Here is a 24,458-nt window from a genome sequence, read left to right on the forward strand (position 1 = left end):
TTTTTTAGCATTGCGTGTGCTTTGCTGTTGGTCCTTATTTCCTGAACGTCTTTCTTTTCAAGTGCCTGCACCACTCTTCAGTTTCTTTGATGTCGCACGCCAAATAATTTGACTGTTCGAAAGTGTGATCTGGATCTACTATTTGCACACTAGTGGTGAATAAAACGTCACCGAATTTTTATGCTGCAAAGAAGAGATAATAAAGATGAACACAATCAACACTGCCGCCGCTGCCCTCGCCCTGAGCGTGCTTTCCTTCAGCGCCTTTGCTGCCCCGACGACCCAGCCCTCGCAGAATAACGCCCCTTATGCCGGATGGCGCGCAAGCGACATTGAAGCAGGTACAAACATTCAGCCCGGCGCGGTCACGACGGGTCAGTCCATGAATGATGCTTTCAATACGCAGACGCTGGTCGCAGGCGACTGGTCCTGATGGATTATTGTTGCAAAGACCCTTTGTAAAAGCCGGATCGCCCGATCCGGCTTTTTTATTTCTTTCGCGCTTCATTATGTTACTTCCTGTTTCTTCTCTTTTGCCCGCTGCTGTGTGCTACTCATTTCATTCTTGTCAGAATAATTCGCTGGCACGGTAATTTACCTGTTTGCTGTCTGTCCTTAAGCCCAAATAAAAATATCCCTGTCAGAACCAGGCATTTTCGACTGGCATCGCTTAGCTCGCTAATAAAATATGCCGAATGAGTAACCTAAAACGCGATAAAATAAACTGTGAAGTTGATCGCAAATTTGTTCGCTGTTAGGGTAAAGAAGGGTCAGGCATCTGAAAACGCAGGTAAGCACATTCGGATGTGTCATTACTAACAGCGGGAAGAGATCCTGCTACGCTCTTAAAGGAAGTCCTGAAAAGATAAGGCTTCTTTATCGCTAAGGAAGCGGACTAAGGGGCGGCATTGACCGTCAACCAAGTCAAAGAGCGAATTCAATGAGGATGGATATGAAGCTTAAAAGAAAAAAAGTAGAGCCGATCTCTCTGAGTGACGTCACGATTATTGATGATGCGAAACTTCGCAAAGCGATTACCGCAGCCTCTCTCGGTAACGCGATGGAGTGGTTTGATTTTGGCGTGTATGGCTTTGTGGCTTACGCGCTCGGCAAAGTGTTTTTCCCGGATGCAGATCCCAGCGTGCAGATGATCGCCGCGCTGGGGACGTTCTCGGTTCCCTTTCTTATCCGTCCGCTCGGCGGGCTGTTCTTCGGTATGCTCGGCGATAAATATGGTCGCCAGAAGATCCTCGCGATAACCATTGTGATTATGTCCGTCAGTACATTCTGTATCGGGCTTATTCCGTCGTATGCGTCGATTGGTATCTGGGCACCTGTCCTGCTGTTGCTGTGTAAAATGGCGCAGGGGTTCTCTGTCGGGGGCGAATATACCGGCGCGTCGATATTCGTCGCGGAATACTCCCCTGACCGTAAGCGCGGCTTTATGGGCAGTTGGCTGGATTTCGGCTCGATTGCGGGCTTCGTACTGGGCGCGGGCGTGGTGGTGCTTATCTCCGCCATCCTTGGCGAAGATAATTTCCTGAGCTGGGGCTGGCGTCTGCCGTTCTTCCTGGCGCTGCCGCTTGGCCTGATTGGTCTTTATCTGCGCCACGCGCTGGAAGAGACGCCGGCGTTCCAGCAGCATGTCGATAAACTGGAGCAGGGCGATCGTGAAGGTCTGCAACATGGCCCGAAAGTCTCCTTTAAAGAGATTGCGACTAAACACTGGCGCAGCCTGCTGGCGTGTATCGGTCTGGTGATTTCCACCAACGTGACCTACTACATGCTGCTCACTTATATGCCGAGCTATCTGTCGCATAATCTGCACTATTCCGAAGAGCACGGCGTGCTGATTATTATCGCGATTATGATCGGCATGCTGTTTGTGCAACCGGTGATGGGCCTGCTGAGCGACCGTTTCGGGCGCCGTCCGTTCGTCATCTTCGGCAGCGTCGCGTTGATGGTGCTGGCGATCCCGGCCTTTGTACTGATTAACAGCAACGTAATTGGCCTGATTTTCTCCGGCCTGCTGATGCTGGCGGTGATCCTGAACTGCTTCACCGGGGTAATGGCCTCCTCGCTGCCTGCGATGTTCCCGACGCATCTTCGTTACAGTGCTCTGGCAAGCGCCTTTAATATCTCGGTACTGATTGCCGGTCTGACGCCGACGCTGGCGGCCTGGCTGGTGGAAAGCACCGAAAACCTGATGATGCCAGCCTATTACCTGATGGTCGTGGCGGTTGTTGGTCTGATTACCGGCCTGACAATGAAAGAAACCGCGAATCGTCCGCTAAAAGGCGCGACGCCTGCGGCATCGGATATCCAGGAAGCGCGCGAAATTCTGCGTGAGCACCATGACAATATCGAACAGAAAATTGAAGATATTGATAAAGAGATAGCCGATTTACAGGAAAAACGAACCCGTCTGGTTGACCAGCATCCTCGCATTAATGAGTAAATCTAAAGCCCCTTCGGGGGCTTTTCTTTTTCCTGCCATGGGTTAGCCCCGATATCCCGCTTATGCTCCTCGCCTTATTATGCTGAGCAAAATCTTAATAGCTTGATTCTCAAAGTCAGATTGTGAATGATCGCCGTACACACACCGGCAATGAATAACAATGAAAAAGACAATTGTAGTTTGCTGCTTTTATCTCTGCAGCACAGGCCCTGCCAGCGCCGTAGTTCAGGGCCGCGAATATAATACCTGGTATGAAAAAGACGCCGTTTTATATGATGTGACGCAGACCGCCGAGGGCAGCCCTGTGATGCTGAGCATTTCTCAGGCGGGCTATCGATCCGCCAATATGGTGATCTCCTCTATGACCACTGGTAAATGCCCCGTGCAGGCCAGAACGCTTGAAATCAATAACGATATCGTGCCCGCGGAATATGTCTGTGCCCAACAAGGTTCGGAGAGGATTGAGCATTATCTGGTTCGGGATGCCGATAAGGTCAATGCGCTGGTAGAACGGCTGCGTTCAGACTTTACGGTAATGAGCCAGAAAGAGGTCAAAGTGTGGGCAGCGAATATCAAAACGCCAAAATACGGTATGACGCCACGCCTGTGAAACGGGCAGGGAACGCAAAGGGTGATCGCGGGTATGCGGAGATCCTCATTTTTACAGTTCGTAAAATTAATGATACAGCATAAAATTATCCATGGTTTGCGTAAGGGTGACATAAAACACTGCATATGAATAATATGACAGCGATTGTCACGGTTATTGAAATTGAGTTCAGTTTTTACCGTGGAGAGTACACCCGATGGAGAAAGTCAATAATGAACAAAATTTCAACGCTCACGTTAAGCCTGCTCGCTGCCAGCTGTTTGTCTGGCAGCGCTTTCGCGGCCAGCAAGGCTTCTGAAAATATCGCGCCTTTTCCGGAGGCCGAAAAGGGCATGGTCCGCCAGGTGATTGCATTACCTGAACGCCAGGATGAATCGGCTTATAAAATTGAGCTGATAATCGGCCAGATGCTTGACGTGGACTGTAATAAGCATCAACTGGGCGGAAAATTCGAGCGTAAAACGCTGGAAGGCTGGGGATACGACTATTACACCTTCGAGCCTGCGAAGAACGCAGACGGCTCTGTAATGTATACGTCTACTATGATGGCCTGCCCGGATAATAAGAAAGAGAAAAAATTCGTTACCGCGAACCCAGGCGACGCGGCAATGCTGAACTACAACAGCAAACTGCCGGTAGTGGTGTATGCGCCGGAAAATATCGACGTGAAATATCGTCTCTGGAAAGCGGAAGACACCCTCGTCAACGCGAAAAAGAAATAAGCCCTCATCGGTTATTTCTGATGTGCAAGGCAGGCAAGGAGTCGCCTGCCTTACGCAAGCTCTGATTTACTCTGGTACTCCTGGACAGGAAAACAGCGTTTACGCGACATTTTTACCTCATCGCGCATAATGCACTTATTCGTTTTGACCTTTTTTGCGTTATGAGCCAGATTTACGCGACCCGTAAACCGTGTTGTGCAGGGATGAAAATGAAAATTGATTTTTCAACGCTTAATGAAAATCATGTGACTGGGTGCGCCACTCTGTACCAGACGGTCTATAAAGAAGCACCCTGGTTTGAAACGAGCGAGCTAGAGCCGGTCATAAATTTCATCAAAGAACATCTGAAGAATAATTTTTTCAGGGGCTATATCGCCTGGCACGACGATAAGATGGTGGCCGTTAGTATCGGTTTTAAGAAACCGTGGCCGGGTGGGGTTGAGTACTATATCGATGAGTTCTTTGTCGATCCTGCGTATCAGGGGAGGGGAGTGGGTTCAGCGCTGATGAATTTCATCGCTGAACAAGCTTTAAAAGAGGGACTGAATGCGATAATCCTTAACACCCATAAAGATTATCCTTCTGATTTTTTCTACAGAAAAAATGGATTCGATGAGCATCCGGGATTAATTATTCTTTCCCGAACGCTCCGGTGATATCAGCGCTTCAACGCGTATTTCCTGAACGAATCCAGGCGCAAATATCCTGCATTACATTCCGGGCAGTCTGGCTGATGCCGCCAAGCTGAAAGAAACCGTGAATAACGCCCAGATAGCGTTGCGCCGTACAGCTCACGCCTTGCTGCGTCATACGGGCAAACAGCGCTTCGCCTTCATCGCGCAGCGGGTCATATTCCGCTGTGATGATATGTACCGGCGGCAACCCCGCAAAGTCATCGCGAAATAAGGGGCTGGCTTCTGGATGCGTGACGTCAGTATCCGCAAGATAGGCTTCAAAACCGCTCAAAAACGCGTCGCTCGTCAGCACATAATCGCTGCCGTTCACGGTATAACTTTCAGATGATGCCGTGGCATCCAGCATCGGGTAAATAAGCACCAGTTGCCTGGGTAACCCTGCGCCGCTGTTTTTTAATCGCAGGGCGGTTATCAGCGCCAGATGCCCGCCTGCGCTGTCGCCCATAAACGTGATGTGGCTGCGGTCAACGCCCAGCGTTTCTGCGTCTCGCCAGATAAGATGCGCGGCATGTTCGGCATCATCATGTGCGGCAGGGTAAGTATGTTCTGGCGCTAAACGGTATTGCACCGCAATCACACGGCAGCCGCTCAGAAACGCAAGCTGGCGAAGCTGATTCTCATGCGTTGAAAAGCCGCCGCTTACAAAACAGCCGCCGTGGTAATAGATAATCGCAGGCAGCGATTTTTCGGCGTTAAGGGGCGAGAAAATGCGCAACGGGATAGTGTCAATTATCACATCGTTAATATTCACGCGTGTTTCAGGGACGCCTGCGAGAACGGTGCTTGCGATATAACCCGCGCGACGCTCTTCCATGGTTTGATTGCGCGGTGAAGGGCGGCCTGCGGCGATAAACTCATCAACAAGACCTGCGATGTCGGGTTCCAGAGCCATGGCGTAATGTTCCTGTTTAAACGATGCCGGCAAATGAGTCCCAGAGTTTAAAACGTTGCTATTGTTAAGAAAAGTTCACCCACCAGAACCAAGCGGTGTCTGACTGCCCGGCGTAACACGTGAAGGGCGGCGTTTCTGTTGAAACGGGAAATAAGGACGAGACGTTTGCTGAAACAGGCGCCGTTCTTCTGGCGTTAAATGACGAACAGGTACAACCGCAAGGCCAAAGATGTTAAAGTAGTCATATACAAACGTGAAAACGCAGAACGATTTTCAGTTGTATGCCAAAGCGCGTACCAATTTGGCAATAGTTGGTCAGATGGTGTGGCGCTTACTAAAACCCGTCAAACTTAATTATCATATGTGATCTTGCGTGTGGGTCACCACTGTGAATAAGGATTTATAATGCCTGTTATTACGCTTCCTGATGGCAGTCAACGCCATTACGACCATGCAGTCAGCCCCATGGATGTTGCCCTGGATATCGGTCCGGGTCTCGCGAAAGCCTGTATCGCAGGCCGTGTGAACGGTGAGCTGGTAGATGCCAACGACCCTATCGAACAGGACGCTCAGCTCGCGATTATCACCGCGAAAGATGAAGACGGTCTGGAAATCATCCGTCACTCCTGCGCGCACCTGCTGGGTCATGCGATTAAACAGCTGTGGCCGCATACCAAAATGGCGATTGGCCCGGTTATCGACAACGGCTTCTATTACGATGTCGATCTCGACCATACCCTGACTCAGGAAGATATCGACGCCCTCGAAAAGCGTATGCACGAGCTGGCGGAGACCAATTACGACGTCATCAAGAAAAAAGTGAGCTGGCAGGAAGCCCGCGAAACGTTTGTGAATCGCGGTGAGAGCTACAAAGTCGCTATTCTTGATGAAAATATCGCCCGTGACGATAAGCCAGGCCTGTATCATCACGAAGAATATGTGGATATGTGCCGCGGCCCGCACGTGCCGAACATGCGCTTCTGCCATCACTTTAAGCTGATGAAAACCGCAGGCGCTTACTGGCGCGGCGACAGCAGCAATAAAATGCTGCAGCGTATCTACGGTACTGCCTGGGCGGATAAGAAAGCCCTGAATGCGTACCTGCAGCGTCTGGAAGAAGCCGCGAAACGCGATCACCGTAAAATCGGCAAGCAGCTCGACCTGTATCATATGCAGGAAGAAGCGCCGGGTATGGTGTTCTGGCATAATGACGGCTGGACGATTTTCCGCGAGCTGGAAACGTTTGTTCGCTCCAAGCTGAAAGAGTACCAGTATCAGGAAGTTAAAGGTCCGTTTATGATGGACCGCGTGCTGTGGGAAAAAACCGGCCACTGGGATAACTATAAAGACGCGATGTTTACGACTTCTTCCGAGAACCGTGAATACTGCATCAAGCCGATGAACTGCCCGGGGCACGTGCAAATCTTTAATCAGGGTCTAAAATCATACCGCGACCTGCCATTGCGTATGGCGGAGTTCGGTAGCTGTCACCGTAACGAGCCTTCGGGCGCGCTGCACGGCCTGATGCGCGTACGCGGATTCACTCAGGATGACGCTCATGTCTTCTGTACGGAAGAGCAGGTGCGCGACGAAGTGAACAGCTGTATTCGCATGGTTTATGACATGTACAGCACCTTCGGCTTTGAAAAAATCGTGGTTAAGCTCTCCACGCGTCCGGAAAAACGCATCGGTACGGACGAAATGTGGGACCGCGCAGAAGCCGACCTGGCCGTGGCGCTGGAAGAGAACAATATCCCGTTTGAGTATCAGCCGGGTGAGGGCGCGTTTTACGGCCCGAAAATTGAGTTTACGCTCTATGACTGCCTCGATCGCGCATGGCAGTGTGGTACCGTTCAGCTCGACTTCTCGCTCCCGGCGCGTCTGAGCGCGTCTTATGTGGGCGAAAACAACGAGCGTCAGGTGCCGGTGATGATTCACCGCGCGATTCTGGGCTCAATGGAACGTTTTATCGGTATCCTGACCGAAGAGTTCGCCGGGTTCTTCCCGACATGGCTTGCTCCGGTACAGGTCGTGGTGATGAATATCACCGATTCGCAGTCTGAATATGTTAACGAATTGACCCGTAAACTACAAAATGCTGGCATTCGTGTAAAAGCAGACTTGAGAAACGAGAAGATTGGCTTTAAAATCCGCGAGCATACATTACGTCGTGTCCCATACATGTTGGTTTGTGGCGATAAAGAGGTCGAAGCAGGCAAAGTGGCCGTTCGTACCCGCCGTGGTAAAGACCTCGGTAGCCTGGACGTCAACGACGTAATCGAAAAGCTGCAGCAAGAGATTCGCAGCCGCAGTCTTCAACAACTGGAGGAATAAGGTATTAAAGGCGGAAAACGAGTTCAAACGGCACGTCCGAATCGTATCAATGGCGAGATTCGCGCCCAGGAAGTTCGCTTAACAGGTCTGGAAGGCGAGCAACTGGGGATTGTGAGTCTGAGAGAAGCTATCGAAAAGGCTGAAGAAGCTGGAGTAGATTTAGTTGAAATCAGCCCTAACGCCGAGCCGCCAGTTTGTCGCATCATGGACTACGGCAAGTTCCTTTATGAAAAGAGTAAGTCTTCTAAGGAACAGAAGAAGAAGCAAAAAGTTATCCAGGTTAAGGAAATTAAATTCCGTCCTGGTACAGATGAAGGCGACTATCAGGTAAAACTCCGCAGCCTGATTCGCTTTCTTGAAGAAGGCGATAAGGCCAAGATCACGCTCCGCTTCCGCGGTCGTGAGATGGCCCACCAGCAAATCGGTATGGAAGTGCTTAACCGCGTGAAAGAAGATTTGCAAGAACTGGCAGTAGTCGAATCCTTCCCTACGAAGATCGAAGGCCGCCAGATGATTATGGTGCTCGCTCCTAAGAAGAAACAGTAAGGCCTTCAAGTAGCATTGTCTGTGGAGCCTTTGGGCTTCACAGATTTTGTTCGCCTACGTTTCGTTTAATTAACAATGCGAAGTGGATGTAATTAAAATGCCAAAAATTAAGACCGTACGCGGTGCTGCTAAGCGCTTCAAAAAAACCGGTAAAGGTGGTTTTAAGCATAAGCACGCTAACCTGCGTCATATTCTGACCAAAAAAGCGACTAAGCGTAAACGTCACCTGCGCCCGAAAGCCATGGTTTCCAAAGGCGATCTGGGTCTGGTAATCGCGTGCCTTCCGTACGCATAAGCCGTTTAACTTTTAACTTTTTTACAGAATAGAAACAGGAGAGCAATATGGCTCGCGTAAAACGTGGTGTGATGGCACGTGCACGTCATAAGAAAATTTTGAAACAAGCTAAAGGCTACTACGGTGCGCGTTCTCGCGTATACCGCGTTGCCTTCCAGGCTGTTATCAAAGCAGGTCAGTACGCTTATCGTGACCGTCGTCAGAAAAAGCGTCAGTTCCGTCAGCTGTGGATTGCACGTATCAACGCAGCAGCACGTCAGAACGGTATTTCTTACAGCAAATTCATCAACGGCCTGAAAAAAGCCTCTGTTGAAATCGACCGTAAGATTCTGGCTGACATCGCCGTATTCGACAAAGTGGCATTCTCTGCCCTGGTTGAAAAAGCGAAAGCAGCTCTGGCGTAAGCCAGTTAAAAGAGGGAGCTTGTCTCCCTCTTTTAATTTCTGCCATATCAATCTGTTGACATTTTTACTGGCGGGCCTTTCAATAGGGTAATCCGTCATTAAGCCAGTCAAGGTAACGCAAGCATGAACGCTGCCATTTTCCGCTTCTTTTTTTACTTTAGCGCCTGAATCAGAGGGGCTTTGCGCGTAAGAAAAGAAACGGAAAATCAACGCCAGAAGCCTCCATCAGGAGGCTTTTTTTATATCTGCCATTTATGGGTCTGTTTCAAGTGGCAGGCGACACAACGCGCAGTCGGCTTACGCTGGCGCCAGGCGTGTCACCTGAAACAGAAGAATAACAAGACAGAGTTCAACAAACCGGCGCAAGCGCCGAATAACGAGGAAAACCATGCCACATCTCGCAGATCTGGTTGCCAGTGCAAAGGCGGCCATAACCAGCGCCCAGGATGTTGCCGCGTTAGATAACGTACGCGTCGAATATTTAGGGAAAAAAGGGCATCTGACCCTTCAGATGACCACCCTGCGTGAGCTGCCGTCTGAAGAGCGCCCAGCGGCGGGCGCTGTTATCAACGAAGCTAAAGAGCAGGTTCAGCAAGCCCTGAACGCGCGTAAAACTGAACTGGAAAGCGCTGCGCTGAACGCACGTCTGGCGGAAGAAACGATTGACGTTTCGCTCCCGGGCCGTCGCATTGAGAATGGCGGCCTGCATCCGGTCACCCGTACCATCGACCGTATCGAAACCTTCTTCGGCAAGCTTGGCTTTACCGTGGCGACGGGCCCGGAAATTGAAGATGACTACCACAACTTCGACGCGCTGAATATTCCGGGTCACCACCCGGCGCGTGCGGACCACGACACCTTCTGGTTCGACGCCACGCGTCTGCTGCGCACCCAGACTTCCGGCGTCCAGATCCGCACCATGAAAAATCAGCAGCCGCCGATCCGCATCATCGCGCCGGGCCGCGTGTATCGTAACGACTACGATCAGACTCACACCCCGATGTTCCATCAGATGGAAGGGCTGATCGTCGATACCAATATCAGCTTTACCAACCTGAAAGGCACGTTGCACGACTTCCTGCGTAACTTCTTTGAAGAAGATCTGCAGATTCGTTTCCGTCCGTCCTACTTCCCGTTTACCGAGCCGTCCGCAGAAGTGGACGTCATGGGCAAAAACGGCAAGTGGCTGGAAGTGCTGGGCTGCGGCATGGTGCATCCGAACGTGCTGCGTAATGTCGGCATCGATCCGGAAGTTTACTCCGGCTTCGCGTTCGGCATGGGCATGGAGCGTCTCACCATGCTGCGCTACGGCGTGACCGATCTGCGCGCTTTCTTCGAAAACGATCTGCGTTTCCTCAAACAGTTTAAATAAGGGCAGGACAGAACAATGAAATTTAGCGAACTGTGGTTACGCGAGTGGGTTAATCCGGCCCTCGACAGCGAGGCGCTGGCGAATCAAATCACCATGGCGGGCCTGGAAGTGGACGGCGTGGAGCCGGTCGCGGGCGCGTTTCACGGCGTGGTCGTCGGTGAAGTGGTTGAGTGCGGCCAGCATCCGAATGCCGACAAACTGCGCGTTACGAAAGTGAACGTCGGCGGCGATCGTCTGCTGGATATCGTCTGCGGTGCGCCGAACTGCCGCCAGGGCCTGAAAGTGGCCGTGGCGACCGTGGGCGCGGTACTGCCGGGCGATTTTAAAATCAAAGCGGCGAAATTGCGCGGCGAGCCGTCCGAAGGGATGCTCTGCTCGTTCTCCGAACTCGGCATTTCCGACGATCACAGCGGCATTATCGAACTGCCGGCAGACGCGCCGATTGGCACCGACATCCGCGAATATCTGAAGCTTGACGATAACACTATCGAAATCAGCGTAACGCCGAACCGCGCCGATTGTCTTGGCATTATCGGTGTGGCGCGCGATGTCGCGGTGCTCAACGCCGAGCCGCTGAATGCGCCGGACATCGCGCCGGTCGCGGCAACCATCAACGATACGCTGCCGATTCAGGTTGATGCCGCAGACGCCTGCCCGCGTTATCTGGGCCGCGTCGTGAAAGGGATCGATGTAACCGCGCCGACGCCGCTGTGGATGCGGGAAAAACTGCGCCGTTGCGGCATCCGCTCTATCGATGCCGTGGTTGACGTGACTAACTACGTGCTGCTTGAACTGGGCCAGCCGATGCACGCGTTCGATCTCGACCGTATCGACGGCGGCATCGTGGTGCGTATGGCGAAAGAGGGCGAAACGCTGACGCTGCTGGATGGCAACGAGGCGACCCTGAATGCGGATACCCTGGTCATTGCCGATCACAACAAGGCGCTGGCGATGGGCGGTATTTTCGGCGGCGAGCACTCCGGTGTAAACGGCGAAACCCGTAATGTCCTGCTGGAATGCGCGTTCTTCGCGCCGCTCGCCATCACCGGCCGCGCGCGCCGTCATGGTCTGCATACCGACGCGTCTCACCGTTATGAGCGCGGCGTTGACCCGCAACTGCAGTACAAAGCGATGGAGCGCGCCACGCGCCTGCTGCTCGATATCTGCGGCGGCGAAGCGGGCCCGGTTATCGATGTCACCCGCGAAACTCACCTGCCGACGCGCGAGACCATCACGCTGCGTCGCAGCAAACTCGATCGTCTGATTGGTCACCACATCGCGGATGCGCAGGTTACTGATATCCTGACGCGTCTCGGTTGCGACGTCACGGCAGGGCAGGACGAATGGCAGGCCATTGCGCCGTCATGGCGTTTTGACATCGCGATTGAAGAAGATCTGGTGGAAGAAGTGGCCCGCGTTTACGGCTACGACAATATTCCGAACGAGCCGGTGCAGGCCTCGCTGGTTATGGGCACCCACCGCGAAGCCGAACTGTCGCTTAAGCGCGTGAAAACACTGCTGAACGATCACGGCTTCCAGGAAGTGATCACTTACAGCTTCGTCGATCCGAAAGTGCAGCAGCTGCTGCATCCGGGTGAAGAAGCGCTGATCCTGCCAAGCCCTATCTCCAGCGAAATGTCGGCGATGCGTCTGTCGCTCCTGACGGGCTTGCTTACTACGGTCGTGTACAACCAGAATCGCCAGCAGAGCCGTGTTCGCATCTTTGAAGCGGGCCTGCGCTTTGTGCCTGATACGCAGGCAGACCTCGGGATTCGCCAGGATCTTATGCTGGCTGGCGCGTTGTGCGGCAACCGTTATGAAGAGCACTGGGATCTGGCGAAAGGCGGCGTTGACTTCTACGATTTGAAAGGGACGCTGGAGTCGGTTCTGGAACTTACCGGTAAATTATCTGAAATTGAGTTCCGCGCTGAAGCTAATCCGGCCTTGCATCCTGGCCAAAGTGCTGCCATTTATTTAAAAGGCGAACGCATTGGTTTTATTGGCGTTGTGCATCCGGAGCTTGAGCGTAAGCTTGACCTCAATGGCCGCACGCTGGTGTTTGAGCTGCTCTGGAGCAAGGTTTCTGAGCGTGCTTTACCGCAGGCGCAGGAGGTTTCCCGCTTCCCGGCGAACCGCCGCGACATCGCCGTTGTGGTGTCTGAAAACGTACCGGCAGCAGATATTTTGGCCGAGTGTAAGAAAGTTGGCGCAAATCAGGTAGTTGGCGTAAACTTATTTGACGTGTACCGCGGTAAGGGTGTTGCGGAGGGTTATAAGAGCCTTGCCATCAGCCTGATCCTTCAGGATACCGGCCGTACACTCGAAGAAGACGAGATTGCCGCTACTGTTGCGAAATGTGTAACGGCACTAAAAGAGCGATTCCAGGCATCATTGAGGGATTGAACCTATGGCGCTTACAAAAGCTGAAATGTCAGAATATCTGTTTGATAAGCTTGGGCTTAGCAAGCGGGATGCCAAAGAACTGGTAGAGCTGTTTTTCGAAGAGATCCGTCGCGCTCTGGAAAATGGCGAGCAGGTAAAACTCTCCGGTTTCGGTAATTTTGACCTGCGTGATAAGAACCAACGTCCCGGACGCAACCCGAAAACCGGTGAAGATATTCCCATTACGGCTCGCCGTGTGGTTACCTTCCGCCCGGGGCAGAAGTTGAAAAGTCGCGTAGAGAACGCTTCGCCGAAAGAAAGTTAATCTGACCTGACCAAAAAGGCCGCATCCTGCGGCCTTTTTTCTTTGCCCTGCGTAAAGCGAGCCGTAAAATCAAAGGCATGAAATCTCAACTGGCCTCACTTTCCCTCTGCATTCATACCCAACGCCGCCGCGAGCGACGCGTGTTGACGGGCCTTGCGCTGGCGCTGCTGCTGGCAGTAATGGTGAGCCTCTGCGCGGGCGACGTCTGGCTCTGGCCGACGGCGTGGTCAGGCGACGCAGGAAAACTCTTCGTCTGGCAAATCCGGCTCCCGCGAACGCTCGCCGTCGTGCTGGTGGGCGCTGCGCTGGCGTTGTGCGGCGCCATGATGCAGGCGCTGTTTGAAAACCCGCTCGCCGAACCCGGCCTGCTTGGCGTCTCTAACGGCGCGGGTGTGGGACTGGTGGCCGCGGTCATGCTGGGCGGCGGTGCGCTGCCGGGCTGGGCGCTTGGGTTGTGCGCTATCGCGGGGGCGCTTATCGCCACCCTTATCCTGCTGCATTTCGCGAGGCGTCATCTTTCCACCAGCCGTTTGCTGCTGGCGGGCGTCGCGCTCGGCATTGTCTGTAGCGCGCTGATGACCTGGGCCGTCTACTTTTCCACCAGTCTCGATCTGCGCCAGCTCATGTACTGGATGATGGGCGGTTTCAGCGGCGTCGACTGGCAGCAGGGCTGGCTGATGCTGGCGCTGCTTCCGCCGCTAGCCTGGGGCGGGATGCAGGCAAGGGCGCTCAATATGCTGGCGCTTGGCGAGGTCTCTGCGCGCCAGCTCGGTCTGCCGGTCTGGCTATGGCGCAACGTGCTGGTTATCGCGACGGGCTGGCTCGCGGGCGTCAGCGTGGCGCTGGCCGGCGCGATTGGTTTTGTCGGCCTTGTCGTGCCGCATATGCTGCGTCTGTGCGGCATTGCCGACAACCGCGCGTTGCTGCCCGCCGCGATGCTCGCAGGCGGCGGCGTGCTGCTGGTGGCCGACATTATCGCCCGCCTGACGCTTGCGGCCGCCGAGCTGCCGATTGGCGTGGTCACCGCCACCCTGGGCGCGCCGGTATTTATCTGGCTATTATTAAAGGCTGGACGCTAGTTCCATCACACCATTTTTAAGGGGAAGCTATGCAACACGACATTCTGAATACCGAAGTGACCACCATTGACGGTGAAACCATTTCGCTTGAGCAGTACAAAGGCAAAGTTCTGCTGATCGTCAACGTCGCCTCTAAATGCGGGCTGACCCCGCAGTATGAGCAGCTGGAAAATATTCATAAAGCCTGGGAGCCGTCAGGGTTCCGCGTGCTGGGCTTCCCCTGCAACCAGTTCCTGGGCCAGGAGCCGGGTAGCGACGACGAGATCAAAACCTTCTGCAGCACCACCTACGGCGTGACCTTCCCGATGTTCAGCAAAATCGACGTCAACGGCGACAACCGCCATCCGCTGTACCAGAAGCTGATCGCCGCCGCGCCGAAAGCCGTCGCGCCGGAGCAGAGCGGTTTCTATGAGCGTATGGCGAGCAAAGGCCGCGCGCCGCTCTACCCGGACGATATCCTGTGGAATTTCGAAAAATTCCTGGTTGGCCGCGACGGGCATGTGATCCAGCGTTTCTCGCCGGATATGACGCCGGAAGATCCGATTGTGATGGAAGCCATTAAGCTGGCGCTGGCGAAGTAATGACGCCTTTGATGCAACTGCGTGACGTCGCGGTGGGCACCCGCCTTGGGCCGCTTTGCGCGACGCTTGAGGCGGGCGATATCGTCCATCTGGTCGGCCCCAACGGGGCGGGCAAAAGCACGCTGTTGCATCGTATGGCGGGGTTGACTGAAGGCGCAGGCGAGATCCTCTTTAACGGCACGCCGCTGGCGTCAATGAAAACGGCAACGCTGTCGCGTCAGCGCGCCTATCTGGCCCAGCAGCAGACGCCGCCGTTCGCCATGCCGGTGTGGCACTACCTGACGCTGCACGGCGGGGCGCAGTGCGCAGCCGCGCTGGAGGAGGTGGCGCACAGCCTGATGCTCGACGACAAGCTAATGCGTCCGGTTAACGCGCTTTCCGGCGGCGAGTGGCAGCGCGTGCGCCTTGCCGCCGTTATCCTGCAAGTCCATCCGCGCAATCATGCCCACGGCAGGCTGCTGATTCTGGACGAACCGATGAACAGTCTGGACGTCGCGCAGCAGGCCGCGCTCGACCGGCTGTTGTTGACGCTGCCGCAGGCGGGTATTGCGGTGGTGATGAGCAGTCACGATCTCAACCATACGCTGCGCCACGCCCACCGCGTCTGGCTGCTGCGCGATGGCAAAATGCTCGCGCAGGGCGCGCGCGACGAGGTGATGACGCCATCACGGCTCGGCGAGGCTTACGGCCTGCCGTTTCGCCGTCTTCAGGTGGACGGCCACAGCGTGCTTATCAATGCGCTCTGAGCGCGACCATCTTGCCAGCAGACGCGCTGGCGGCTACATTAGCGAAAAATCATAAGGCCAGAGGATTTGCCTGAAAAATGCGGCTATGGATCTTTCTTGTTGCGACGCTGCTGCTGGCGGGATGTAGCTCCCACCGCGCGCCGCCGCCGAACGCACGCCTTTCCGACTCCATCACCGTGATCGCCGAACTCAACGACCAGCTTAACCACTGGTACGGCACGCCTTACCGCTACGGCGGCATGAGCCGCGGCGGGGTAGATTGCTCCGGCTTCGTGATGATGACCTTCCGCGATCGCTTCTCGCTGAGGCTGCCGCGCGAAACCCGCCAGCAGGCGGAGATCGGCACCGAAATCGATAAAGACGATCTGCTGCCGGGCGATTTGGTCTTTTTTAAAACCGGCTCCGGGCAAAACGGTCTCCATGTCGGTATCTACGACACTGATAACCAGTTTATCCACGCCTCCACCAGCCGCGGCGTGATGCGCTCTTCTTTAGATAACGTCTACTGGCGCAAGAAGTTCTGGCAGGCGCGCCGTATCTAGTTTTCGCCCGCTGCGTCCGCGGCGGGTTTCTCTTTCCTTTCTTCGTTTTGCCGTTTTTTTAATCATAATGAGAGCGCTCTCACAATGAATGCGTGCCGTCTGGGCTACAGTAAACCCGCATTGAGAGCGCTCTCATTTCAACGTCACGCAACGGGGGATTTCGCATGTCTCACGCAACACGGGGTGCATCATGAGTCTCTATTCCGGATTAATGGCGCTGGTCGAACGCCATATCGCACCGCTCGCCGGACGCATCGGCACCCAGCGGCATATCATCGCTATTCGCGATGGTTTCATCTGCGCCATGCCGTTTCTCATTATCGGCAGCATCATGCTTATCATCGCCAATCCGCCGTTTGATCAGGCGACGACTTCCACGTTCGGCAGGCTCTGGCTCGGCTTTGCCAAAGCGCACTGGAACACCATCACCATGCCATTTTTTATGACGATGGGGTTGATGAGCCTTTTTGTCTCCATCGGAACGGCGTATAGCCTGGCGAAATCGTACCAGCTGGACGGGTTGACGGCCGGGCTGTTGTCTATGACCGCTTTTTTACTTGCCGCCGCGCCGCAGGTGGATAACAAACTGTCGCTCGATTTTCTCGGCGGGCAGGGCGTGTTTACCGCGCTGTTATGCGCTATCTGGTCGGTTGAGCTGACGCGGCTTCTTAAACAATATGGCATCACGCTGCGCCTGCCGGAACAGGTGCCGCCCGCTATCGCGCGCTCGTTTGATCTGCTGTTGCCGATGACCGGCATTCTGCTGACCGTCTATCCACTGAGTCTTGTGATGCAAAGCGAATTCCAGATGCTTATTCCGGCGGCGGTCATGCAGCTTTTCCAGCCGGTGATCGCCGCTGGCGACAGCCTGCCTGCGATTTTGCTCTGTGTGCTACTGGCGAATCTGCTGTGGTTTGCCGGTATCCACGGCGACAACCTGGTACAGGGGTTACTGAACCCGCTGTTCATGGCGAATATCGCGGCCAACGCGGCGCTGATCGCCCAGGGCGCGCCAGCCACGCAGATCCTCACGGCCCCGTTCTGGGCATTCTATGTGTGCATTGGCGGCTCCGGCTCGACGCTGGTGCTGGCTCTCTTGTACCTGCGCAGCCGCTCGGCGCATCTGAAAACTATCGGGCGGCTGAGCCTGGCGCCCGCGCTCTTTAACATTAACGAGCCGCTGCTGTTCGGGTCGCCCGTAGTGATGAACCCGACGCTGTTTGTGCCGCTGCTGCTGGTGCCGCTGGTCAACGCCGTGCTGGCCTGGGCGGCGCTGGAGATGGATCTGGTGCAGAAAATGGTGGCGATGGCCCCCTGGACCGCGCCCGCGCCGCTTGGCGCCATGATCTCAGCCGCCTGGGATATGCGCGCCGCGCTGCTGGTGGTGGTTTTGCTGGCGGTTGACGGACTGCTCTGGTACCCCTTTTTTAAAGTGTATGAAAAACAACTAATGGGCCAGGAGCAGGCGCGTGAAGGCGACGCCGTTACCGCTCCGGCGCAGACCAACGGGAGAACCTCATGACTGAACAGGCTATCAAAATCGCCATCATCGGCGGCGGCAGCAGCTATACGCCGGAGCTGGTGGAAGGACTTATCGCCCGCAAAGAAGGCATCGCGCTGCATGAACTCGCGCTGGTGGATGTCGAACCGGGGCGCGAGAAAGTAGAGATAATCGCAGGACTGACGCGCCGGATGCTCGACAAAAACGGCCTGACGCACGTGCGCGTAACGGTGCATTTCACGCCCGATGAGGCGATTCGCGGCGCGCGGTTCGTGCTCACGCAGCTGCGCGTGGGCCAGCTGCCAGCCCGCGCCGCCGACGAACGGCTCGGGCTGAAATATGGGCTGATAGGCCAGGAGACCACCGGCGTCGGCGGGTTTGCCAAAGCGCTGCGCACCATTCCGGTGTTGCTCGATATCGCCCGCAAGGTGGAGGCGCTGGCGCCGGACGCCTGGATAATTAACTTCACCAACCCGGCGGCGATTGTCACCGAGGCGGTGCAGCGCCACAGCCGGGCGAAAATCATCGGGCTGTGTAATGTGCCCGTGACCATGCACCATATGATTGCCGCCATGCTCGGCGCGCCGTCGCAGGAGGTCGCGCTGCGGTTTGCAGGGCTCAACCATATGGTGTGGGTGCACCAGGTGACGGTGCGCGGCGAAGACCGCACGCAGGAGGTGCTTGATAAGCTGTGCGACGGGGCGACGCTTACGATGAACAACATTCAGGGGGCCTCGTGGCCTGCGCCGCTGCTGCGCGCGCTCGGTGCCATCCCATGCCCGTACCACCGCTATTTCTACTTAAGCCGCCAGATGCTGGAAGAAGAAGTGGAGGCGGCCCGCGGGCGCGGCACCCGCGCCGAACAGGTGATGGCCGTTGAGCGGGAACTCTTCGGGCTCTATAAAGATCCGCACCTGGCGCAGAAGCCTGAGCAGCTCAGTTTTCGCGGCGGCGCGTTCTATTCGCAGGTGGCGCTGGAGCTTATCGACGCCATTCATAACAATCGTGGCGCGACGCTTGTGGTCAATACCGCCAACCGCGGAGCTATTCACGGGCTGCCGGATGACGCCGTGGTGGAAACCAACTGCGTGGTGGACGCGCAGGGCGCGCATCCGCTGGTGTTCGGCGCGCTGCCACCCGCGATGCACGCTTTAACGGTGCAGGTGAAAACGTATGAGCGGCTCACCATTCAGGCGGCGGTGGAGGGCAATCGTGATAGCGGCCTGCTGGCGCTGCTGACCAATCCGCTGGTGGGCGACGCGGTGCTTGCCGAATCGCTGCTGGATGAGGTGCTGACGCTTAACCGCGACTACCTGCCGCAATTCCGGGGATAAGCTCACCCGGCGCGAAAATTTCGGGTACTATCAGGGGGTCTCGCAGATGAAAGGGATCGCCTGATGGTTACTCTGGAAGATGTCGCCGCCCATGCGGGCGTGTCCCGCGCCACGGTTTCCCGTGTGGTGAATGGCGACAGTAAAGTCAAATCACAAACCCGCGCGCGTGTCGAAGCGGCGATTCAGACGCTCGGGTACTCGCCTAATCCGGCGGCGCGCGCGCTGGCCTCCAGTCAGAGCCATACCCTTGGACTCGTCACCACCTCTTATCGCGGCGGCTTTTTCGGCGCGCTGATGGATACCGTGCAGAGTGAGGCGCAGCGCCACGGCAAACAACTGCTGGTGACGCAGGGGCGTGACAGCGCGCAAAACGAGCGTGACGCCATCAGCCAGCTCTACAATTTGCGCTGCGATGGCCTGCTGTTGCATATCCGTATGCTGGAAGACGACGCGCTGCGCGAAATGGCGGCGGCGGGACGGCGCTTTATCGTGCTGGACCGCGACGTGCCGGGGCTGGAATCACGCTGCGTCACGTTTGATCATCGCGGCGCCAGTACGCTTGCCACCCGTTATTTTCTGACGCGCGGCCACACGGCGATTGCCTGTCTTCACGGCCCGCTGTCGCGCGCCTCCAGCCGTTTGCGGCTACAGGGCTTTCTCGACGCCATGCAGGCGGCAGCGCTTACCCCGGTGGCCTGTCTGGAGGCGGATTACTCGCTCCAGGGCGGCTACCTGCAAATGCAGGCGCTGCTGGCGCGCGCGCTTCCCACCGCCATTTACTGCTGCAATGAAGAGATGGCCGTGGGCGCGATGCTCGCGATTAATGAAAAAGGCTTACGGATCCCGCACGATATTTCTTGTATCTGTTATGACAGCGGCGAGCGCGCCGACTTTGTTCGCCCACGTCTTACCAGCGTTCACTTTCCCATTACGGAAATGGCGCGTTTCGGTGCGAGAAAATTACTGGAAGAAGAAACTGAACAGCAAATATTCACGCCAAAAATGGTGGAGCGTGATTCTGTAAAGGATCTGACTAACGCTGGTGTCAAATGAAATACCAGGATAAGCTCTTTCTGTAAGGAGTAATCTGAAATTGATGCCGAAACGGCAGGATAAATAGTTTAACAGAATCAACCTGGTTGCACGTAGTAGTGACTTAATCCAGTATAGCGGGTTCCTATTAATAACGCGCAGGGCAGACAATATGATTGTTTCGCTCGATACACGGTATCAGTCTTATCTGCTGTTCGCCCCGATCGCCCATACCTCCGGGGGGCTGATGGGCATGGAAGTTATTGCCCATTTTACGAGCCTGAATGCACAGGTTCGCTTTCCGACGGAATTCATTATCCCGCGAATTAATCCTGAAGAAAGATTAATGCTTTTTTACGAAAAAATAAGTTTGATTGAAAAGTGGCGCGAGGCATTTATAAAAAATTCTCTTTTTGCCGTCGTAAACATTGATCATAAGATAGCCAGTGCCATTTTATCCAGCCCGACATTACGGGCACGTCTCGCGCAATTACCGTTTCTTGAGTTAGGTATTAATGAGAATTTTCCTGAACTTAATAAAGGTAAAGAAAATAAAACAATGTTCTCGCTGTCGCGTTATTTTCCATTAATGCTATGTAACTTTGGCGCCGGGGCCGCCACAGGGCGAGCGATTTTCGACGGCCTGTTTCGTCGCGTGGCGCTGGATAAAACGTTCGTGCAAAAACGGCGCGCGGGCGGGATGTTTGAACCTTTTATGTATGCGATTGCGAATCAGGTCGGGCCCTGCTGCCAGACGCTGATCCTGCCTGCTGTCGATAACGACGAGGCACTGGAAGAGGCGCGCCGCCTCGGCTTCAATGGCGCGCAGGGCACCTTGTGGCCCGCGATGGATGGCGAAACCCTCGTTCTGACGCTCGCCATGGCGCAATAACCTTAAACCTGCACCGTGTTTAACGCCTCCATAACGCACTACACTTAGCGCAGGAGGAGCCATGAGCCAACATCCCCGTTTTACCGCCACCTGGCGCGATGAACTGCCAGGTTTTTATACCGAATTAACGCCCACGCCGCTGAACAACAGCCGTCTGTTCTTTCATAACGCGCCGCTGGCGCAGGCGCTGGAGCTTCCGCAAACGCTGTTTGACTATCAGGGCCCGGCGGGCGTCTGGGGCGGCGAAACGCTGCTGCCGGGCATGGCGCCGCTGGCGCAGGTCTACAGCGGCCATCAGTTTGGCGTCTGGGCCGGTCAGCTCGGCGACGGGCGCGGTATTCTGCTCGGCGAGCAGCAACTCAGCGACGGCCGCAAGCTGGACTGGCATCTGAAAGGCGCGGGCCTCACGCCCTATTCGCGCATGGGCGATGGCCGCGCGGTGCTGCGCTCCACGGTGCGCGAATTTCTCGCCTCGGAAGCGATGCACGGGCTGGGCATTCCCACCACCCGCGCGCTCAGTATCGTCACCAGCGATACCCCGGTGCGACGCGAAACCACCGAGCGCGGCGCGATGCTGATGCGCATCGCCGAAAGCCACGTGCGTTTCGGCCATTTCGAACACTTTTACTACCGTCGTGAGTCGGAAAGCGTGCGTGAGCTGGCGCAGTACGTTATCGAGCATCACTTCGCGCACCTGGCGCAGGAGGAAGATCGCTTCGCGCTCTGGTTCGGCGAGGTGGTGACGCGCACCGCGCATCTGATGGCGAGCTGGCAGTGCGTGGGTTTCGCGCACGGCGTGATGAACACCGATAACATGTCGATTCTCGGGCTGACGATGGACTACGGCCCTTACGGTTTTCTTGACGACTATCAACCTGGCTTTATCTGCAACCATACGGACTACCAGGGGCGTTACGCGTTCGACAACCAGCCGGGCGTCGGCCTGTGGAACCTGCAACGTCTGGCGCAGGCGCTCTCGCCGATGATTCCGGCCGAGCGGCTTAATGCGCTGCTGGATGATTACCAGCCCGTGTTGCTGCGCGAGTGGGGCCGCCAGATGCGCGCTAAGCTCGGTTTTACCGTCGAAAAAGAGGGTGACAACGACTATCTGCGCGAGCTGCTTACGCTGATGGCGCGCGAAGGGAGCGACTACACGCGCACTTTCCGGATGTTGAGCGAGACGGAGCAGCGCTCGTCTGCCTCGCCGCTGCGCGATGAGTTTATCGACCGCGCCACCTTTGACGCCTGGTTTGCACGCTACCGCGCGCGGCTGGAAGAAGAGGGCGTTGAGGATGACGCGCGCCAGCGGCTGATGAAATCCGTCAACCCGGCGCTGGTGCTGCGCAACTGGCTGGCCCAGCGCGCCATTGAGGCGGCGGAGCGTGATGACGCCAGCGAGCTGTCGCGGCTGCTGGAGGCGCTGCGCCATCCTTTCGATGATCGGGATGATGACTACACCCATCGCCCGCCGGACTGGGGTAAACATCTGGAAGTGAGCTGTTCGAGCTAAGTGCTTAACAGCAGCATATAAAAAAGGGAAACCGCGGGTTTCCCTTTTTGTTACGCGTTATTCAGAAGCGAGAGCTCAGAGACGGCTTTCCACCGCCTGGGCGAGGCGTTCCAGCAGCGTTTCGCTGTCATCCCAGCCGAGGCACGGATCGGTAATCGACTGGCCGTAGGTCAGCGGCGTGCCGGGCGTAATTTTCTGGGTGCCTTCCACGATAAAGCTTTCCACCATCACGCCCGCGAGCGCCGTTGATCCCGCGCGGATCTGCTCGCAAATATCATCGCAAACGTCAAGCTGACGCCGGTGCTGCTTCTGGCAATTGCCGTGGCTGAAATCCACCACCAGCCGCTCCGGCAGATTAAATTCCCGCAGCGCCTCGCAGGCCTCGCTAATGGCTGCGGCATGATAGTTCGGCGTTTTACCGCCGCGCATGATGATATGGCCGTAAGGATTGCCGCTGGTCTGGTAAATCGTCATCCGGCCATGTTTGTCGGGCGAGAGGAACATATGGCTGGTGCGCGCCGCGCGAATGGCGTCCACCGCGATGCGGGTATTGCCGTCGGTACCGTTTTTAAAGCCCACCGGGCACGACAGCGCAGAGGCCATTTCGCGGTGGATCTGGCTCTCGGTGGTGCGTGCGCCGATAGCGCCCCAGCTGATGAGATCGGAAATATACTGCCCGACCACCATATCGAGAAACTCGGTGGCGGTCGGCACGCCCAGCGCGTTAACCTCCAGCAGCAGGCGGCGCGCCTGTTCGATACCGTGATTGACGCGGTAGCTGCCGTTGAGATCCGGGTCGGAAATCAGTCCTTTCCAGCCCACCACGGTGCGCGGCTTCTCAAAGTAGGTGCGCATCACGATCTCAAGGCGGGAGTCGTATTTCTCCCGCAGCCGCGCCAGACGGCGGGCGTAATCCACCGCCGCTTCCGGGTCGTGAATCGAGCAAGGGCCGATAATCACCAGCAGACGTGGGTCATCGCCGTTAAGGATTTTTTCAATACGGCGGCGGGCGTCAAGCACATGGTCTGCGACCGCCGGCGTCATGGGGTAGCGTTCTGCGAGTTCCGCCGGAGTAATCAGGCTGTCGATGCGCGCAGTACGGAGTTCATCGGTTTTAATCATGGGTGTCTCAAAATCTGTTGCTTCATCGGCATCAGCGCCGGAAGTGATGGGCATCACGATAAACCAATCCGCCCTGAATACAAGGCTATTAAAAGATTCACCGGGTCACGTGACGCTACCCTAACACAGACTTTTGCACCTTTGTACTAGTTTATCAGTACATGCGGCGATTGAGCCCCATGATGTCGAGAATTTTGGTGGCAATCTCTTCTACCGAATAGTTCGTACTGTTGATATAGCGGATCTGATGCTTCCGGTAGAGCGCTTCTACTTCGGCCACTTCCATCCGGCACTGGCGCATCGAGGCGTAACGGCTGTTCTCGCGCCGCTCTTCGCGGATCGCCGCCAGCCGCTCCGGGTTAATCGTCAGGCCAAACAGCTTATGCTGCAACGGGCGCAGCGCCGCCGGCAGATTCAGGTTATCCATATCGTCGGCGATAAAGGGGTAGTTGGCGGCCCGAATGCCGAACTGCATCGCGAGATAGAGGCTGGTGGGCGTTTTGCCGCAGCGCGAGACGCCAAGCAGGATCACCTGCGCCTGATCGAGATTGCGCATGGAAATACCGTCGTCGTGCGCCAGGGTGTAATCAATCGCCGCGATGCGCGCGTCATATTTAATGATATTGGCAGGGTTCAGGCCGTGGGTGCGGTGGGCGACCGGCGTCGGGTCGAGCCGCAGTTCTTGCTGGAGCGGCGCCACCAGCGCCTGGACGATATCCTGGCAAAACCCCTGGCTTTGGAGAATTATCTCGCGGACTTCGGGCAGCACGATCGAGTAGAACACCAGCGGGCGCACGCCGGTTTGCTGAAAGATGGCGTCGATCTGTTCTTTCACCGCTTTGGCCCGGCTTTCGTTCTCGACAAACGGCAGGGTAATGCTGTTGATGCTGACCGGAAATTGCGACATCACCGCATGGCCTAATACTTCCGCGGTGATAGCGGTTCCGTCGGAAATATAAAAAACCTGGCGATCGACAACATTATCCATTGTATCTGTCCTTAATTCAGGTTGAGTATCATCTCAAGCATAAAATAATGTTCATGAAGCGCGCATGGCACTTCTCTCATTTTCAATAATGAAACA

24 protein-coding genes, 1 pseudogene and 1 other annotated feature are annotated in these 24,458 nt (G+C 55.8%); of the genes and pseudogenes, 22 read left to right on the forward strand and 3 right to left on the reverse strand.

The genetic code is table 11. From position 1 onward, the window contains the following. Positions 1–205 precede the first annotated feature (205 nt). From AACV31_RS09050 to AACV31_RS09070, 5 genes are all read left to right on the forward strand, one after another. Positions 206–433, forward strand: a complete 228-nt coding sequence (locus tag AACV31_RS09050) for a hypothetical protein (protein ID WP_007760410.1) — start codon at positions 206–208, stop codon at positions 431–433. A 519-nt stretch (positions 434–952) separates the two neighbouring features. Further along, positions 953–2,458 carry a glycine betaine/L-proline transporter ProP gene (gene proP / locus AACV31_RS09055; RefSeq protein ID WP_007760414.1) on the forward strand — a complete coding sequence of 502 codons (1,506 nt, stop codon included), beginning with the start codon at positions 953–955 and terminating at the stop codon, positions 2,456–2,458. A gap of 160 nt (positions 2,459–2,618) precedes the next feature. Continuing rightward, positions 2,619–3,068: a hypothetical protein gene (locus AACV31_RS09060; protein WP_165153688.1), complete on the forward strand. Its 450-nt coding sequence runs from the start codon at positions 2,619–2,621 to the stop codon at positions 3,066–3,068. 212 nt (positions 3,069–3,280) lie between these two features. Continuing rightward, positions 3,281–3,790 carry a serine protease inhibitor ecotin gene (eco, locus tag AACV31_RS09065; protein WP_165153690.1) on the forward strand — a complete coding sequence of 170 codons (510 nt, stop codon included), beginning with the start codon at positions 3,281–3,283 and terminating at the stop codon, positions 3,788–3,790. Between the two features lie 209 nt (positions 3,791–3,999). Beyond that, on the forward strand, positions 4,000–4,446 hold the full coding sequence (locus tag AACV31_RS09070) for a GNAT family N-acetyltransferase (RefSeq protein WP_105538887.1): 447 nt from the start codon (positions 4,000–4,002) through the stop codon (positions 4,444–4,446). A gap of 10 nt (positions 4,447–4,456) precedes the next feature. Here the strand turns inward: AACV31_RS09070 and AACV31_RS09075 are convergent, their stop codons facing one another. Beyond that, a complete protein-coding gene (locus tag AACV31_RS09075) occupies positions 4,457–5,377 on the reverse strand; it encodes an alpha/beta hydrolase (RefSeq protein WP_165153692.1) in 921 nt (306 codons plus the stop codon). A 405-nt stretch (positions 5,378–5,782) separates the two neighbouring features. Between AACV31_RS09075 and thrS the strand changes: the two genes are divergently transcribed. The 17 genes and pseudogenes from thrS (at position 5,783) to selO (ending at position 22,252) form a co-directional block, all read left to right on the forward strand. After that, positions 5,783–7,711: a threonine--tRNA ligase gene (gene thrS, locus AACV31_RS09080; protein ID WP_007760428.1), complete on the forward strand. Its 1,929-nt coding sequence runs from the start codon at positions 5,783–5,785 to the stop codon at positions 7,709–7,711. A 3-nt stretch (positions 7,712–7,714) separates the two neighbouring features. Beyond that, positions 7,715–8,257, forward strand: coding sequence for a translation initiation factor IF-3 (gene infC, locus AACV31_RS09085; protein ID WP_015741001.1), 543 nt, complete (start codon positions 7,715–7,717; stop codon positions 8,255–8,257). A 97-nt stretch (positions 8,258–8,354) separates the two neighbouring features. Next, the gene (gene rpmI, locus AACV31_RS09090; protein WP_001124225.1) at positions 8,355–8,552 is read left to right on the forward strand and encodes a 50S ribosomal protein L35; all 198 of its coding nucleotides are present in this window, start codon (positions 8,355–8,357) and stop codon (positions 8,550–8,552) included. 47 nt (positions 8,553–8,599) lie between these two features. Beyond that, positions 8,600–8,956, forward strand: a complete 357-nt coding sequence (rplT, locus tag AACV31_RS09095; RefSeq protein WP_007760430.1) for a 50S ribosomal protein L20 — start codon at positions 8,600–8,602, stop codon at positions 8,954–8,956. 118 nt (positions 8,957–9,074) lie between these two features. Next, positions 9,075–9,199 (forward strand) — a sequence feature (Phe leader region). Then, a complete protein-coding gene (gene pheM, locus AACV31_RS09100; RefSeq protein WP_106120997.1) occupies positions 9,080–9,124 on the forward strand; it encodes a pheST operon leader peptide PheM in 45 nt (14 codons plus the stop codon). It overlaps the preceding feature by 45 nt. 145 nt (positions 9,200–9,344) lie before the next feature. Continuing rightward, positions 9,345–10,328, forward strand: a complete 984-nt coding sequence (pheS, locus tag AACV31_RS09105) for a phenylalanine--tRNA ligase subunit alpha (protein WP_165153694.1) — start codon at positions 9,345–9,347, stop codon at positions 10,326–10,328. 15 nt (positions 10,329–10,343) lie between these two features. Beyond that, the gene (gene pheT, locus AACV31_RS09110) at positions 10,344–12,731 is read left to right on the forward strand and encodes a phenylalanine--tRNA ligase subunit beta (RefSeq protein WP_165153696.1); all 2,388 of its coding nucleotides are present in this window, start codon (positions 10,344–10,346) and stop codon (positions 12,729–12,731) included. 4 nt (positions 12,732–12,735) lie between these two features. Further along, on the forward strand, positions 12,736–13,035 hold the full coding sequence (ihfA, locus tag AACV31_RS09115) for an integration host factor subunit alpha (protein WP_007676383.1): 300 nt from the start codon (positions 12,736–12,738) through the stop codon (positions 13,033–13,035). Positions 13,036–13,112: 77 nt separating this feature from the next. Beyond that, complete coding sequence (gene btuC, locus AACV31_RS09120; RefSeq protein ID WP_165153698.1) at positions 13,113–14,114, forward strand: vitamin B12 ABC transporter permease BtuC; 1,002 nt, start codon at positions 13,113–13,115, stop codon at positions 14,112–14,114. Positions 14,115–14,143: 29 nt separating this feature from the next. After that, a complete protein-coding gene (locus tag AACV31_RS09125) occupies positions 14,144–14,695 on the forward strand; it encodes a glutathione peroxidase (RefSeq protein WP_075199031.1) in 552 nt (183 codons plus the stop codon). Then, positions 14,695–15,441, forward strand: a complete 747-nt coding sequence (btuD, locus tag AACV31_RS09130; RefSeq protein ID WP_165153700.1) for a vitamin B12 ABC transporter ATP-binding protein BtuD — start codon at positions 14,695–14,697, stop codon at positions 15,439–15,441. The genes AACV31_RS09125 and btuD overlap by 1 nt, the downstream gene beginning before the upstream one ends. 77 nt (positions 15,442–15,518) lie before the next feature. Then, positions 15,519–15,983 carry an NlpC/P60 family protein gene (locus AACV31_RS09135; protein WP_007760440.1) on the forward strand — a complete coding sequence of 155 codons (465 nt, stop codon included), beginning with the start codon at positions 15,519–15,521 and terminating at the stop codon, positions 15,981–15,983. 190 nt (positions 15,984–16,173) lie between these two features. Next, positions 16,174–17,505, forward strand: a complete 1,332-nt coding sequence (locus AACV31_RS09140; RefSeq protein ID WP_165153702.1) for a PTS sugar transporter subunit IIC — start codon at positions 16,174–16,176, stop codon at positions 17,503–17,505. Beyond that, entirely contained in the window at positions 17,502–18,818 is a 1,317-nt protein-coding gene (locus AACV31_RS09145) for a 6-phospho-beta-glucosidase (protein WP_165153704.1), read from the forward strand. The genes AACV31_RS09140 and AACV31_RS09145 overlap by 4 nt, the downstream gene beginning before the upstream one ends. A 54-nt stretch (positions 18,819–18,872) precedes the next feature. Further along, a pseudogene (locus AACV31_RS09150) lies at positions 18,873–19,871 on the forward strand (LacI family DNA-binding transcriptional regulator); the annotation flags it as partial. Between the two features lie 151 nt (positions 19,872–20,022). Then, positions 20,023–20,742, forward strand: coding sequence for a cyclic di-GMP regulator CdgR (locus AACV31_RS09155; RefSeq protein WP_165153706.1), 720 nt, complete (start codon positions 20,023–20,025; stop codon positions 20,740–20,742). 61 nt (positions 20,743–20,803) lie between these two features. Further along, positions 20,804–22,252 (forward strand): protein adenylyltransferase SelO, encoded by a 1,449-nt coding sequence (gene selO, locus AACV31_RS09160; protein ID WP_165153708.1) that lies wholly within the window; start codon positions 20,804–20,806, stop codon positions 22,250–22,252. A 75-nt stretch (positions 22,253–22,327) separates the two neighbouring features. On the opposite strand, the gene AACV31_RS09165 is transcribed toward selO, so the two are convergent. Beyond that, positions 22,328–23,374, reverse strand: coding sequence for a 3-deoxy-7-phosphoheptulonate synthase (locus tag AACV31_RS09165; protein WP_165154326.1), 1,047 nt, complete (start codon positions 23,372–23,374; stop codon positions 22,328–22,330). Positions 23,375–23,528: 154 nt separating this feature from the next. Further along, positions 23,529–24,362, reverse strand: a complete 834-nt coding sequence (gene ppsR / locus AACV31_RS09170) for a posphoenolpyruvate synthetase regulatory kinase/phosphorylase PpsR (RefSeq protein WP_007760455.1) — start codon at positions 24,360–24,362, stop codon at positions 23,529–23,531. Between the last annotated feature and the right edge of the window lie 96 nt (positions 24,363–24,458).

The organism is Cronobacter sp. EKM101R, assembly GCF_963888145.1.
GTDB classification, from domain to species: Bacteria; Pseudomonadota; Gammaproteobacteria; order Enterobacterales; family Enterobacteriaceae; genus Cronobacter; species Cronobacter turicensis.